Raw genomic sequence first — 13,886 nt, forward strand, 5'->3', positions numbered from 1 at the left:
CGTGGTCGGTTTCACCATGCCAGCCCTGGGTGCCGACATGGAATCCGGCCAGATTGTGCAATGGCTGGTCAAGCCCGGTGACCGGGTGCGCCCGGGCGATGTGGTGGCCGTTGTCGAGACGCACAAGGGCGCCATCGACGTCGAGTGTTTTCTCGACGGCGTGATCGATGACCTGGTACCGATCGGGCAGTCCTTGCCGGTGGGCGCCGTGCTCGCGCAGGTGCGCGGTGCCGCGAGTGACGCCGGCGTGGCGCAGCCGGCGCCCGCAGCCAGTGGTCCGGCTTCGATCCCCGAACCGCCGCACCGTCTGGAGCCAGCCCGGGTCGCGGTGGCCTTCGTGCCAACCGGCGAACGGGCGATGATGGGACGCGTCAAGGCCTCACCCGCTGCGCGCAGGCTGGCCCGGGAGCAGGGTGTCGACATCGCAATGCTGCCCGGTCACGGCGCCGGCGGGGCGGTCGTTCGGGCCGACGTGCAGCGCGCGATCGCGTTGCAGGCGCCGCTGGTGCCGCCGGCGGCCGGCCCCCCTGTACAGCGGCTGCGCCCGGGCGGCTTCGACCCGGTCCAGATGCGCCAGGCGATCGCCCTGGCCATGGCGCGCTCCAAGCGCGAGATTCCGCACTACTACCTTGAAGAGACCTTCGATCTCGGGCCGGCGCTGCAATGGGTCGAGGCGTTCAACCGCGATCGCCCGCCCACCGAACGCCTGTTGCCGGCGGCCTTACTGCTCAAGGCCGTGGCGGTGGCCTTGCGACAGGTGCCCCGGTTCAACGGTTTCTGCGTCGACGGCGGCTTTCAGCCGGCCCAGGACGTGCATGTCGGCTGGGCCATTGCCTTGCGCGGTGGTGGGCTGGTGGCGCCAGCCATCCACCACGCCGATCGCCTGGACCTGCCCGCCCTGATGGCAGCGCTGCGCGATCTGGTGCAGCGCGCGCGGGCCGGCGGCCTGCGCAGTTCGGAGCTGACCGATCCGACCATCACCGTGACCAGCCTGGGTGATCGAGGTGCCGCAAGAGTGCAGGGCGTGATCTATCCGCCGCAGGTGGCCATCGTCGGCTTCGGCCGGGTCAGGCCAGGGCCGTGGGTGCAGGACGGTACCGTCACCGTGCGCCCGCTGGTGCATTGCAGTCTGGCCGCTGATCACCGCACCAGCGACGGACACCTGGGCAGCCAGTTCCTGGCGGCCATCGCGAAGGCGCTGTTGCTGCCTGAACAACTTTGAAACGGGAGCCCGACCCCATGAACCCGCAAGACATCCGGACACTGACCGCCGAAGTGCTGGCCGGCATCGCCCCCGAAGCCGACCTTTCAGGGGTCGACGAACACGCCGACCTGCGCGAGGCGCTGGACCTCGATTCCATGGACTTCCTCAACCTGGTCGTGGGTCTGAGTCGGGGCAGCGGAATCAGCATCCCGGAAAGCGACTACCCGAAGCTGTTCAACCTGGCTGGCCTGCTGGCCTACCTGGGGAGTCGGGCAGGCCCGCTCGACACCGGCCTGCCGCGTCAACCAGGTTGACACCGTCTCGCCCAGGCCACCTTCTGATCAAACACTGCGGCACCATGTCCATGTTTCCCCAGAGCGCCCTGAAACCCGGCGTGCGCAAGCGCGAGGTCTTCGGCTGGGCCATGTACGACTTCGCCAACTCGGGCTACACCACGGTGGTGCTCACAGCCGTTTTCAGCGCCTGGTTTGTCGGCGGTGTGGCCGGCGGTGAGGCCTGGGGCACGCTGGCATGGACCAGTGCGCTGGCGATCTCCAGCCTGATCGTGATGCTCACCATGCCCGGGCTCGGCGCCTATGCCGACCTGCGCGCAGCCAAGAAGCGGCTGCTGGTGCTCTCGACACTGGGATGTGTGCTGGGCACCGCCGCGCTGGCCGGTGCGGGGCCGGGTGACGTCGCCTGGGCCCTGGTGGCCATCGTGTTGTCGAATGTGTTCTACAGCTACGGCGAGGCACTGATCGCCGCCTTTCTCCCCGAACTGGCCACGGAAGACCGCATGGGCAGCGTGTCGGGCTGGGGCTGGAGCTTCGGTTACCTCGGCGGCATGCTGACACTGGGACTGAGCCTGTGGTACGTGACCCACGCGCAGGCGCAAGGCTTGCCCGCTTCGCACTTTGTTCCGGTCACGATGCTGATCACCGCAGGCATCTTTGGAGCCTCGGCACTGGTGACCTTTGCCTTGCTCCCGGAGCGGGCCCAGGCACTGTCCCGGCCCGCACCCGGTGCGGGCTTTCAGGCCTCGCTTGCGCGTCTGAAGCGGACCTGGCGGGAAGCGCGCTCGTTTCAGGATTTCACCGCCTTGCTGGTGTGTTCGGTGGCCTACCAGGCGGGCATCTCGGTAGTCATTGCGCTGGCGGCGGTCTACGCCGAGCAGGTGCTTGCCTTCCAGCAGACCGAGACCATGCTGCTGATCTTTCTCGTCAACATCGCCGCAGCGCTGGGTGCGTTCGCCTGGGGCTATGTGCAGGACCGCATCGGACACTGTCCGGCACTGGGCATCACCCTGGCGGGCTGGATCGTGATGACCGTGCTTGCTGCGCTGGCGACCGGGCCGGGCCTGTTCTGGCTGGCGGCCGTGATCGCCGGGCTGTGCATGGGCAGCAGCCAGTCGGCGGGCCGGGCGCTGGCGGGTGTGCTGGCACCCGGGCAGCGGCGTGCCGAGTTCTTTGGCCTATGGATGTTTGCGGTTCGCCTGTCGGCCATCATCGGCCCCATGACCTACGGCCTGGTGACCTGGTCAACCGGTGGCAATCACCGTCTGGCGATTGCTTCGACCGGGCTGTTCTTCGTGGGTGGCCTGTTGCTTTTGACGCGGGTGAATGTGCAGCGTGGCATCGCAGCCGCAGCAGCGGCCAACGACGAGGCCGCCGCGCAGCCGCGCTAAAACGCTCGCGTCCGCCAGTTGCCCCGCCGTGCAGCGCTCAGGCCTCTGTGAGGGCCAGGCCGCGGCCGATGGCGTGCTGCGCCCGATCCCGCAACTGGACCGCTGCAGCAAAGGGCTCCAGCCCGGCGGCGACCACCAGCGGGGCGCCGATGCGAACCGACAAGGCCGCCCTGTGCGGCCACCAACGACCGGCTCCGAGCAGTTCCCTAGTGCCTCCCAGCGTCACCGGAACCACCGGTGCGCGGGCGTGCGCTGCTGCCAGAAAACCGCCGAGCCGGAAGGGAAGCAGCCCGGGGGCGGCCACAAAGGTGCCCTCGGGGAACACCATCAGGGTCTGGCCGGACTGCACCACCTCGGTCATCCGCTGTGCGTCAGCGACGCTGCGGCGAGCGTCGAAGCGTTCGACAAAGGCCGTGCCCATGCGCCTGAGGAAGGGTCCTGCCACCCACTGCCGCTCGAGCTCGCGTTTGGCAACAAACGCAAGCGGCCGGCCCAGAGCCGCCACCAGCACCAGACCGTCCAGATAACTCGCATGGTTGCTCACCAGCACGCAGCGGGCATCGGCCGGCAACTGCTCCAGGCCCTGCACCTGCAGCCTGGTGCCTGTCAGATACAGGAGCAGGCGAGCGGCACGTTGGCAAAAACCCCAGGCCATGGCCGGGGTCGGCATCAGCATGGTGAGCAACCAGGCCACCGGCGCCATCAACCCGAACAAGGCCAGGGCGCGAACCCCGAACAGCAGGTCTGACAGACGCTCAAGGCTGTGGCGCAGCCGCAGCACCAGCGCACCGCCCACCAGTCTCAGCCACTGCGCGCGCACGCTATTGTTCGCAGCACTCGTGCCCCCCTGTTCGACCAGCGCCCGGCAGGCCGAGCGGCGGACCTTTCCGCTGGATGTCTTGAGCACCGTGTGCGGTGCGACCAGCAGGATCTCGTCGGCGGGCTCCCCGATGGCCGCCACCACCGCGTGCGCCACCGCCTTGCGCAGGGTGTCGACATGCTGGCGGTCGCGGGGGCTGACCTCCGCCAGGACCACCAGGCGCTCGGTGCCGCTGCCGGCGTCGCGCCGGCCGAAAACCGCCACACAGCCTTTGCGAACACCACTGACGTCACCCACCGCCTGCTCGATTTCCTGCGGGTACAGGTTGCGGCCACCCCGGATCACGATGTCCTTTACCCGGCCTGTGACGAAGACGTCTCCTTCGGCAAGGTAGGCGCGGTCTCCGGTGTCCAGCCATTCGCCCTGCGGATCGCAGAACAGTCTTGCGGTCTGTTCAGGTGCGTGCCAGTAGCCGGCGGTGGCCGAAGGCCCGCGGAACTCCAACCGTCCCTCGATGCGCTCGGGCAGCACGGCGCCCGCATCGTCCACGATGCGCACATCGTGTCCGGGCAGAGCCCGCCCACAGGCCACGAAGCGCAAGGCCGTCGGGTCGCTGGCTGCCGTGGCGCGGCGCTGCGACTCGAAAACAGCGCGGTCGACGAGGTCGATGCGGGGGCCGCGCCTCAGGGGTGGAAACAGCAGACCCACCGAGGCCTCGGCCAGGCCGTACACCGGCGTCATGGCCGTGGAGCTCAGCCCGCAGGCCGCAAACCGCTCTGTGAAGCGGGTGACCGTGTCCGGGCTCACCGCCTCGGCGCCGTTGAATGCCAGCCGCCATCGGCTCAGGTCCAGCCCGGCCAGCGATGCGTCGTCGATCCGGTGCAGACACAGTTCGTAGGCGAAGTTGGGACCGGCCGACAGCGTGCCTCCATGGTTCGAGATGGCCTCCAGCCAGCGTCGGGGTCGCCCGAGGAATGCCAGCGGTGACATCACCACCAGCCGGAATCCCACGGTGAAGCTGCCCAGCCAGGCGCCGATGAGACCCATGTCGTGATAGAGCGGCAACCAGCTGACGAACACGTCCTGCGGCGTCGCCTCGATGGCGCTGGCCATGGCGCGTATGTTGGCCAGCAGGTTGGCGTGAGTCAGGACCACCCCCTTGGGCTGCCCCGTGCTGCCCGAGGTGTACTGGATGAAGGCCACATCGTCTGCCTTGACCGGTGCAGCGCGAAGCGGGTGGCCCTGTCCCGCTGCGATCAGCCCGTCGGGCGTGTGTGTTGCCCGCAGTCCCGGCACGCGGGCCTGGAGCAGGCGCGACACCTGCATCGCTTCGGGAACGCTGATCAACAACACCGCCCGTGCATTGGTCAGGATGCCGGTGTGCCGAACGACATGGTCTTCGAGCTGCGACGGGCGCGCAGGCGGGTAGATCGGCACCGGAATGCCGCCGGCGCGCAGGATGCCCAGGTAGGTGAAGAAATAGGCCGGTGAGGTCGGCAGCATGATGGCGACGGTCTGGCCCGGTTGCAGACCACAGCGTTGCAGGCCGGCTGCCAGCGCGGCGCAGGTGTCGTGCAGCTCCCGGTAGGTGATCGGGGTCTGCGACTGATCGGCCAGACAGACGATCTGCACCTGGTCCGGGTGCTCGGCCACGTGGGCATCGAGAACCTCCAGCAGCGTGCGGGCGCTGGTCCATGCCGGTGCGCCGTGGCTGGCCGGCACCGTGTCGCGGGGCCGATCGGGTGTTGCAACGACGCTCGTGACCGCTGTTCCGCCAGCGGCTGCCGGCTTCATGCGACCCTGCTGCAGGGCGGTCCAGAGATCACGCACGGTTTCGGCTTTTTCCAGTGTGTCCTGCGGCAGTCCGACGCCTGTTGCCGCTTCGATGCGAAGCAGCAACTCCATGCGCCCCAGGCTGTCGAAGCCGAGATCCCGATCCAGCGAACTGTTGTCCGTGATGACAACGGGTGGTGTGGCTTCGCCAGGGTGAAGGTCGCTGAGCGTTCGCAGCACCAGCTCGCGCAACTGTGCTTCACCCCAACCTTGCTCGCTGCGGTGGTCGGCCGTGTTGTCCATGGATCCCCTGCTCCTGAAGGCGGCTGCTTTCCGAGCCTGCCCGGTGCAGCAACGGATGAACGAGCCAGGTTGACCAGACCATTGTGGTGCAGGAGAACCGTCACCGGTATAACCTAGGACCCATGAAACTCTACAACTACTTCCGCTCCTCGGCCTCGTTTCGCGTGCGCATCGCGCTGGCCCTCAAGGGTCTCGACTACGAATACCTGTCGGTCCACCTGGCCAAGGGTGAGCACAAGCTGCCGGACTATGCCGATATCGCGGTGGAGGGTCTGGTGCCGCTGCTCGAACTCGATGACGGCACGCGCCTGACGCAGTCCATGGCCATCATCGAGTACCTTGACGAACTGCACCCCACGCCAGCCCTGCTGCCGGCCGATGCGCTGGGCCGTGCGAGGGTGCGGGCGCTGGCGCAGATCATTGCGTGCGAGATCCACCCCATCAACAACCTGCGCGTGCTCAAGTACCTGAGCAAGGATCTCAAGGTCGACGAGGACACCAAGAACACCTGGTACCGCCACTGGGTGCGCAGCGGGCTCGAATCGTTCGAGCGCCAGCTCGCCCAGCAGCCCGCCAGCACCTACTGCTTGGGCGAATCCCCCACCCTGGCCGACTGCTGCCTGGTGCCGCAGATCTTCAACGGCCAGCGTTTCAATGTGGACTTCTCGGGCCTGCCGCGCACGATGTCCGCGTTTGACGCCTGCATGAAGCACTCTGCGTTCCAGAAGGCCCAGCCCTCGGCCTGCCCGGACGCCGAAGCCTGATGTCCTCCAGCTGGTTCGCTCCCGACTGGCCTGCGCCAGCGGGTGTGCGAGCGCTGTGCACCATGCGCGAGGGCGGTGTGTCGGTGGCCCCGTTCGACAGCTTCAACCTGGGTGATCATGTTCGCGACGAACCCCTGGCCGTGGCGGGCAACCGCGAGCGGCTCGCGGCGCTCACGTCACCCGCACGCCCTGTGTTTCTGCAACAGGTGCATGGCATACAAGTTGTGCAGTTGACCCCCGACACGCCTGATGGAACACACGCCGATGCCTGTCTGGTGCAAGGCCCGGGCGTGGCCGCCACCATCATGGTGGCCGATTGCTTGCCGGTGCTGTTCACGCACAGCTCGGGCACCGCGGTGGCCGCCGCGCATGCTGGCTGGCGGGGTCTGGTGCAGGGTGTGCTGGAGACCACCGCGAACGCCTTGGTCGAGGCGGCTGGCGAAGGCGACATCATGGCCTGGCTTGGGCCCTGCATCGGGCCGCAAGCATTTGAAGTGGGGGCCGAAGTGTGCGAGGCGTTCGTGGCGGCCGACCACGAGACGGCGGCGCATTTCTGGCCGCTCGGCCACGGCAAGTTTCTGGCCGACCTGCCGGCCCTGGCTCGGCGCCGGCTTCAGAGTGTGGGCATCACCGACGTGCACGGCAACGATGGCTCGGCCGACTGGTGCACCGTGACACAAAGCTCACGTTTCTTTTCGCACCGGCGCGACGCCGCCGTTCTCGGCAGCACCGGGCGCATGGCCGCCTGCATCTGGATCGCTTGAGGCCGTCGCCTCAGGCACCGCGTTGGCCGCCAGCCGCGCCATCTGCGCCTGGTGTTCAGCGGCTTCACGGGCCTTGATCTGCTTGCGCCTTGCGGGTGTCCTCATCAGGTAAACCACCAGTACCACGGGCAGCAGACCGTAAAGAAAAAAGGTCACAATGGCCCCGAGGACGGTCCCCGTCGTGTTGCTGGCCTCGGCCACCGACATCATCAGAACAACATACATCCAACCAATCACCACCAGGTACACAGCATTCCTTGCAGGCCGGAAAATTGCGTCAGTCTGCTGGAAGCCGCCACACAGATACTTGAGAAAAGCCGGACATTCTTTCCCACGCCGGGAATGATAGGCCGTCGACAAAAACACAGGAGACCAGCATGACATCGGGCAAAACCCCTCCCACCGACTGGCTAGAAACTGCCAATCAGTTCCAGCGAAACCTCATTCAGCAATGGACCCAGGTGGCCCAGGCCTTCCCGGGGGCTGCCGCAGCGCCACCGGCGGGCACGGCCGATCCTTTCGCTGCTTTCAAGGCGTTCATGCCGCAGGCGGGCGCGGCCAACCCGTTCGGCATGGCCATGCCCACCGCGGGTGCGGCATTCCCAGGCATGCCTGCGATGCCGGCCATGCCCGGCATGGGCGACATGTTCAAGAACGCATCGGGCCAGCAGGTGAGCTTTGACCCGGCGAAGCTGCTCGAAATCCAGAACCAATACCTCAAGGACGTGACCGGCCTGTGGAACCAGGGGCCCAACGTCAAGCCCGAGGGGGATCGCCGCTTTGCGTCCGACGCCTGGGCCAGCAACCCGATGGCGGCATTTTCTGCCGCGGCGTACCTGCTCAACGCACGCACCCTCATGGCCCTGGCCGATGCGGTGCAGGGCGACGCCAAAACCCGCACCCGCGTGCGCTTTGCGGTGCAGCAGTGGATCGACGCCAGCGCGCCGAGCAACTTTCTGGCCTTCAACGCCGAAGCGCAGAAGAAGGCCATCGACACCCAGGGCGAGAGCATCGCCAAGGGCATGGCCAACCTGCTGCACGACATGAAGCAGGGCCACGTGTCGATGACCGACGAGAGCGTGTTCGAGGTGGGCAAGAACGTGGCCACCACCGAAGGCGCGGTGGTGTTCGAGAACGAGCTGTTCCAGCTGATTGAATACAAGCCGCTCACGCCCAAGGTGTACGAGCGGCCGTTTTTGCTGGTGCCGCCTTGCATCAACAAGTTCTACATCCTCGATCTGCAGCCCGAGAACTCGCTGATCCGCTACTGCGTGGAGCAGGGCCACCGCACCTTTGTGGTGAGCTGGCGCAACCCCGACGAGTCGCTGGCCCAGGCCACCTGGGACCAGTACATCGAAGACGCGGTGATCAAGGCGATCGAGGTCACGCAGGACATCACCGGTGCCGAGACCATCAACGCCCTGGGTTTCTGCGTGGGCGGCACCATGCTGGGCACAGCGCTGGCGGTGCTGGCGGCGCGCGGTGAAGAGCCGGTGCACTGCGCCACTTTCCTCACCACGCTGCTCGACTTCACCGACACCGGCATCCTCGACGTGTTCATCGACGAAAACTTCGTCAAGTACCGCGAGTCGCAGTTCGCCCAGGGCGGCCTCATGCCCGGGCGCGACCTGGCCACCACCTTCAGCTTCCTGCGCCCGAACGACCTGGTGTGGAACTACGTGGTGGGCAACTACCTCAAGGGCGAGACGCCACCCCCGTTCGACCTGCTGTACTGGAACTCCGACAGCACCAACCTGCCCGGTCCGTACTACGCGCTCTACCTGCGCCAGATGTACCTGGAGAACAACCTCATCAAGCCCGGCAAGATGACGGTGTGCGGCGAGAAGATCGACTTCCGCCAGGTCAAGCTGCCGGTCTACATCTACGGCTCGCGCGAAGACCACATCGTGCCCATCGGCGGTGCGTACGCGAGCACCCAGGTGTTCCCGGGCAAGAAGCGTTTTGTGATGGGCGCCTCGGGCCACATCGCGGGCGTGATCAACCCGGCGAGCAAAAAGAAGCGCAGCCACTGGATCGGCTCGGCCACGAAGTTTCCGAAGGACGTGAACGAGTGGATTGCCAGCGCCGAAGAACAACCCGGCAGCTGGTGGACCGACTGGGCCGCCTGGCTCAAGCCCTACGCCGGCAAACAGGTTGCTGCGCCCAAGACCTACGGCAAGGGCAAGACCTACACCGCCATCGAGCCTGCGCCGGGCCGCTACGTCAAAGCCAAGGCTTGACCCCGAATTTTTTCAGCACAACAAGGAGCAAACCCATGCAAGACATCGTCATCGTTTCAGCCGCCCGCACCGCCGTCGGCAAGTTTGGCGGCTCGCTCGCCAAGGTTCCTGCCACCGAGCTCGGCAGCATCGTCATCAAGGCGATGCTCGATCGGTCCGGCCTGCCGGCCGACGTGATCGGTGAAGTGATCATGGGCCAGGTGCTGGCCGCGGGCGTGGGCCAGAACCCGGCGCGCCAGGCCATGATGAAGGCCGGCGTGGCCAAGGAAACCCCGGCACTCACCATCAACGCTGTCTGTGGCTCCGGCCTCAAGGCCGTGATGCTGGCCGCACAGGCCGTGGCCTGGGGTGACAGCGAGATCGTGATCGCCGGAGGCCAGGAAAACATGAGCGCGAGCCCGCACGTGCTCAATGGCAGCCGCGATGGCCAGCGCATGGGCGACTGGAAAATGATCGACACCATGATCGTCGACGGCCTGTGGGATGTGTACAACCAGTACCACATGGGCATCACCGCCGAGAACGTGGCCAAGGCCAATGCCATCACGCGCGACATGCAGGATGCATTGGCCCTGGGCAGCCAGCAAAAGGCCAGCGCCGCGCAAGACGCCGGCAAGTTCAAGGACGAAATCGTCGGCGTGAGCATTCCGCAGCGCAAGGGCGACCCGATCGTCTTTGACAACGACGAATTCATCAACAAGAAGACCAACGCCGAAGCGCTGGCCGGTCTGCGCCCAGCGTTTGACAAGGCGGGCTCGGTGACCGCCGGCAACGCCTCGGGCCTGAACGACGGCGCCGCCGCCGTGATGGTCATGAGCGCGAAGAAGGCCGCCGCGCTGGGCCTGACGCCGCTGGCCCGCATCGCAGCCTTCGGCACCAGCGGCCTGGACCCGGCCACCATGGGCATGGGCCCGGTGCCTGCTACGCAAAAAGCCCTGATGCGCGCCGGCTGGAAAGCGTCCGATGTGGACCTGTTCGAACTCAACGAAGCCTTTGCCGCCCAGGCCTGTGCCGTCAACAAGGCGCTGGACATCGACCCCGCACGTGTGAACGTGAACGGCGGCGCAATCGCCATCGGTCACCCCATCGGTGCGTCTGGTTGCCGCATCCTCGTGACGCTGCTGCACGAAATGGTCCGACGCGACGCGAAAAAGGGCGTGGCAGCCTTGTGTATTGGCGGCGGCATGGGGGTTTCCCTCGCGGTCGAACGCTGATTTGCCGGTAGATTCAAGAGCGTGTTGCAAGGCCTTGTGGGCTGTGCAACCCAACACACACAAACCAGAGGAGAACCCCCAATGAGTCAAAAAGTAGCGTACGTCACCGGTGGCATGGGTGGCATCGGAACCGCCATCTGCCAGCGCATGCACAAGGAAGGTTTCAAGGTCATCGCCGGTTGTGGCCCCACTCGCGATTTCACCAAATGGCTGGATGAACAGAAGGAGTTGGGCTTCACGTTTCACGCCTCCGTTGGCAATGTGGGCGACTGGGACTCAACAGTTGAGGCTTTCGCCAAGACCAAGGCCGAGCACGGCAGCATCGACGTGCTGGTCAACAACGCCGGCATCACCAAGGACCGCATGTTCCTCAAGATGAGCCGGGAAGACTGGGCCGCCGTCATGAACACCAATCTGGATTCCATGTTCAACGTGACCAAGCAGGTGGTCGGCGACATGGTGGAAAAAGGCTGGGGCCGCATCATCAACATCTCGTCGGTCAACGGCGAAAAAGGCCAGGCTGGCCAGACCAACTACTCGGCGGCCAAGGCCGGCATGCACGGCTTCTCGATGGCGCTGGCGCAGGAGATGGCGACCAAAGGCGTGACGGTCAACACCGTGAGCCCAGGTTACATCGGCACCGACATGGTCAACGCCATCCGCCCCGACGTGCTGGAGAAGATTGTGGCCACGGTGCCGGTCAAACGACTGGGCAAGCCCAGTGAGATCGCCTCCATCATCGCTTGGCTGGCTTCGGAAGAGGGTGGTTATGCCACCGGCGCCGACTTCTCGGTCAACGGCGGCCTGCACATGGGCTGAACCTGCCGAGTGCAGACGACCAACCCCGCTGCGGCGGGGTTTTTTGTGGGTGTTTTCGGGTGGTTTTCAAGCGATCGTGATCCCGGCGTCGCGCTTATATTGCGGTGATGTACAAGTCGCTCCCCATGGAATCCCTGGCGCTGAACCAGCCCGTGCCCGTGAACATCTGGGACCCCAAGGGCGTGCTGCTGCTGCGCAAGGGCGAGCACATCACCTCCGAACAACACCGCGGCCTGCTCATGCTGCACACGCCCATGGTGCTGGCCGCCGACTGGCAGGCCTGGAGCTACAGCTACACCGCCGCGCTGGATCGTTTGGTGCGCGGCAACGAGTCGCTCAGCCGCATTGCCAGCCTGGACGCCATGGTGCCGGTGCAGGAGAAGAAGGAAGCTCGCGACGAGCTCGCCCCGACCGAAGCGTGGCCAGACATCCACGCCTCCCTGACCACGCTGCTGCAACAGGGCGCCGAAGCCAGCCAGTTTCTGGAACGCCTCGACCGGCTGGAGGCGCGGGCCAACAAGCTCTGGCAAGAGCACCCCGACGACAGCCTCATGGTGCTGGTGCAGCTGCTGTTCGACCCGCACATGCCCTACAGCACCACGCACGCATCGCTCGCAGCCGGCCTGTGCGCCCTGGTGGCACCGTCCGCCGGGCTGGCACCGGCCGACCGGGCGCCGCTCCTGCGTGCGGCCTTGACCATGAACATCGGCATGACCCGGGCGCACGAGGACATGGCGCACCAGGCGGGCCCTTTGTCCGAGTTGCAGCGCAAGACTGTGCGCGAACACCCGCAACGCAGCGCAGACGTGCTGCGCCGCCTGGGTGTGGCGGATGCCCAGTGGCTGCAACTGGTGGAAGAACACCACGAACGCCCGGACGGTCAGGGCTACCCGGCTGGCAAACCCGTCGGCAGCGACGCCCACCGGCTGCTGCAGATGGCGGACGTGTACGTGGCGTGCATCAGCCCACGCAAGAGCCGGGGCGCGCTGCTGTCCCAGCAGGTGGCGCGCGAACTCTACCTGGGCCCCGATCAGCGGCCCGACCCCATGGGCGCCTTGTTCTTCAAGAACATCGGCTTTTACCCGCCGGGCAGCTATGTGCGGCTGGCCAGTGGCGAGGTGGCGGTGGTGGCGCGCCGTGGCGCCAAGGCCAACGCACCCGCGGTACTTGCCATCGTTGGTCGACAGGGCCTGCCGCTGGGAGAGCCCGCCTTGCGCGACACGGCCGACCCCGCCTTTGAAGTCAAGGCGAGCCTGGCGCCAGGCGATGTGAAGGTGACGGTCAGCGTGGCCAAATTGCTGGGGCGGCTGTGATGTGACGGGCGGCGCGGTACAGTCTCAGGCCTTGCCTGCGAGCGATTCCAACCGATGACTGAAGACCGCCTCATGTCCCCGCAAACCAGCCCATGGCGCCTTTCGGTGGCCCCCATGATGGACTGGACCGACCGCCATTGCCGCTACCTGCACCGCCTGCTGACCAAGAACACGCTGCTCTACACCGAGATGGTGACCACCGGTGCGCTGGCGCACGGCAGTGTGCAGCGGCACCTGCGGTTCAACGCCGAAGAGCATCCCGTGGCCTTGCAGCTGGGTGGCAGCGATGCGGCCGAGCTGGCCATGGCCGCGAAACTGGGCGAAGACTGGGGCTACGACGAGATCAACCTCAACTGCGGCTGTCCGAGCGATCGCGTGCAGCGTGGTGCGTTTGGTGCCTGCCTCATGGCCGAGCCGAAGACCGTGGCCGATGGCGTCAAGGCCATGGTGGACACGGTGTCGATCCCGGTGACGGTGAAACACCGCATCGGCATCGACCGCGTGGAGAGCTACGAGTTTGTGCGCGACTTCGTGGGCACGGTGAGTGAAGCTGGTTGCAACGTGTTCATGGTGCACGCACGCAATGCCTGGCTGGACGGCCTCTCACCCAAGGAAAACCGCGAAGTGCCGCCGCTGCGCTACGAGCTGGCCTACCGCCTCAAACGCGACTTCCCCCAGCTCACCATCGGCATCAACGGAGGCATCACCACCAACGCGCAGATTGCTGACCATCTGCTGCAGGTGGACGGCGTGATGGTGGGCCGCGAGGCCTACCACAACCCCTGGCTGCTCACCTCGTGGGACGAAACCTTCTTTGACGCAGCGCCCAGCACCATCACGCGCGAAGCGGTGGAGGAGCAGATGGTGAGCTACATGGAGCGTGCCTTTGCCGAAGACGGCTGCCCCTGGTACGCGATTGCGCGCCACATGCTCGGTCTGCGCCACGGCCTGCGCGGCGCGCGCCGCTGGCGCCAGATCTGGAGCGATC

At 66.3% G+C, this 13,886-nt stretch carries 12 protein-coding genes; 10 read left to right on the plus strand and 2 right to left on the minus strand.

Annotation, left to right across the window (positions count from 1 at the left end; translation table 11 throughout):
• Position 1 precedes the first annotated feature (1 nt).
• Genes Q0C59_RS06755 through Q0C59_RS06765 form a run of 3 tightly spaced genes read left to right on the plus strand, consistent with a single transcriptional unit; the run spans position 2 to position 2,888 of the window.
• Complete coding sequence (locus tag Q0C59_RS06755; RefSeq protein ID WP_291213414.1) at positions 2-1,222, plus strand: dihydrolipoamide acetyltransferase family protein; 1,221 nt, start codon at positions 2-4, stop codon at positions 1,220-1,222.
• A gap of 17 nt (positions 1,223-1,239) precedes the next feature.
• Complete coding sequence (locus tag Q0C59_RS06760) at positions 1,240-1,518, plus strand: acyl carrier protein (RefSeq protein WP_291213416.1); 279 nt, start codon at positions 1,240-1,242, stop codon at positions 1,516-1,518.
• 44 nt (positions 1,519-1,562) lie between these two features.
• The gene (locus Q0C59_RS06765) at positions 1,563-2,888 is read left to right on the plus strand and encodes an MFS transporter (RefSeq protein ID WP_291213418.1); all 1,326 of its coding nucleotides are present in this window, start codon (positions 1,563-1,565) and stop codon (positions 2,886-2,888) included.
• A 37-nt stretch (positions 2,889-2,925) separates the two neighbouring features.
• Here the strand turns inward: Q0C59_RS06765 and Q0C59_RS06770 are convergent, their stop codons facing one another.
• Positions 2,926-5,784 (minus strand): AMP-binding protein, encoded by a 2,859-nt coding sequence (locus Q0C59_RS06770; RefSeq protein ID WP_291213420.1) that lies wholly within the window; start codon positions 5,782-5,784, stop codon positions 2,926-2,928.
• A 122-nt stretch (positions 5,785-5,906) separates the two neighbouring features.
• Here Q0C59_RS06770 and maiA point away from each other — a divergent pair, with 122 nt between their 5' ends.
• Both maiA and pgeF read left to right on the plus strand, forming a co-directional pair.
• Complete coding sequence (gene maiA, locus Q0C59_RS06775; RefSeq protein WP_291213422.1) at positions 5,907-6,548, plus strand: maleylacetoacetate isomerase; 642 nt, start codon at positions 5,907-5,909, stop codon at positions 6,546-6,548.
• Positions 6,548-7,312 carry a peptidoglycan editing factor PgeF gene (gene pgeF, locus Q0C59_RS06780; RefSeq protein WP_291213424.1) on the plus strand — a complete coding sequence of 255 codons (765 nt, stop codon included), beginning with the start codon at positions 6,548-6,550 and terminating at the stop codon, positions 7,310-7,312. Before maiA ends, pgeF begins: the two co-directional genes overlap by 1 nt.
• On the opposite strand, the gene Q0C59_RS06785 is transcribed toward pgeF, so the two are convergent.
• Positions 7,232-7,561: a hypothetical protein gene (locus tag Q0C59_RS06785; RefSeq protein ID WP_291213435.1), complete on the minus strand. Its 330-nt coding sequence runs from the start codon at positions 7,559-7,561 to the stop codon at positions 7,232-7,234. The two genes, pgeF and Q0C59_RS06785, sit on opposite strands and share 81 nt — an antisense overlap.
• Positions 7,562-7,689: 128 nt before the next feature.
• Here Q0C59_RS06785 and Q0C59_RS06790 point away from each other — a divergent pair, with 128 nt between their 5' ends.
• From Q0C59_RS06790 to dusA, 5 genes are all read left to right on the plus strand, one after another.
• Positions 7,690-9,552: a PHA/PHB synthase family protein gene (locus Q0C59_RS06790; RefSeq protein WP_370654566.1), complete on the plus strand. Its 1,863-nt coding sequence runs from the start codon at positions 7,690-7,692 to the stop codon at positions 9,550-9,552.
• A gap of 35 nt (positions 9,553-9,587) precedes the next feature.
• Positions 9,588-10,766 carry an acetyl-CoA C-acetyltransferase gene (locus Q0C59_RS06795; protein WP_291213426.1) on the plus strand — a complete coding sequence of 393 codons (1,179 nt, stop codon included), beginning with the start codon at positions 9,588-9,590 and terminating at the stop codon, positions 10,764-10,766.
• Between the two features lie 81 nt (positions 10,767-10,847).
• Complete coding sequence (gene phbB / locus Q0C59_RS06800) at positions 10,848-11,585, plus strand: acetoacetyl-CoA reductase (protein ID WP_291213428.1); 738 nt, start codon at positions 10,848-10,850, stop codon at positions 11,583-11,585.
• 107 nt (positions 11,586-11,692) lie between these two features.
• Entirely contained in the window at positions 11,693-12,898 is a 1,206-nt protein-coding gene (locus Q0C59_RS06805) for an HD-GYP domain-containing protein (RefSeq protein WP_291213430.1), read from the plus strand.
• Positions 12,899-12,970: 72 nt separating this feature from the next.
• Positions 12,971-13,886 (plus strand): tRNA dihydrouridine(20/20a) synthase DusA (gene dusA, locus Q0C59_RS06810; protein WP_291213432.1); only part of this gene is annotated, 916 nt, incomplete at its 3' end.

Source organism: Hydrogenophaga sp. (assembly GCF_022844385.1).
Lineage (GTDB): Bacteria > Pseudomonadota > Gammaproteobacteria > Burkholderiales > Burkholderiaceae_C > Hydrogenophaga.

Coding starts and splice junctions, on each gene's coding strand:
- Q0C59_RS06760 (WP_291213416.1), top strand. CDS start 1,240: ATGAACCCGCAAGACATCCGGACACTGACCGCCGAAGTGCTGGCCGGC.
- Q0C59_RS06765 (WP_291213418.1), top strand. CDS start 1,563: ATGTCCATGTTTCCCCAGAGCGCCCTGAAACCCGGCGTGCGCAAGCGC.
- Q0C59_RS06770 (WP_291213420.1), bottom strand. CDS start 5,784: ATGGACAACACGGCCGACCACCGCAGCGAGCAAGGTTGGGGTGAAGCA.
- maiA (WP_291213422.1), top strand. CDS start 5,907: ATGAAACTCTACAACTACTTCCGCTCCTCGGCCTCGTTTCGCGTGCGC.
- pgeF (WP_291213424.1), top strand. CDS start 6,548: ATGTCCTCCAGCTGGTTCGCTCCCGACTGGCCTGCGCCAGCGGGTGTG.
- Q0C59_RS06790 (WP_370654566.1), top strand. CDS start 7,690: ATGACATCGGGCAAAACCCCTCCCACCGACTGGCTAGAAACTGCCAAT.
- Q0C59_RS06795 (WP_291213426.1), top strand. CDS start 9,588: ATGCAAGACATCGTCATCGTTTCAGCCGCCCGCACCGCCGTCGGCAAG.
- phbB (WP_291213428.1), top strand. CDS start 10,848: ATGAGTCAAAAAGTAGCGTACGTCACCGGTGGCATGGGTGGCATCGGA.
- Q0C59_RS06805 (WP_291213430.1), top strand. CDS start 11,693: ATGTACAAGTCGCTCCCCATGGAATCCCTGGCGCTGAACCAGCCCGTG.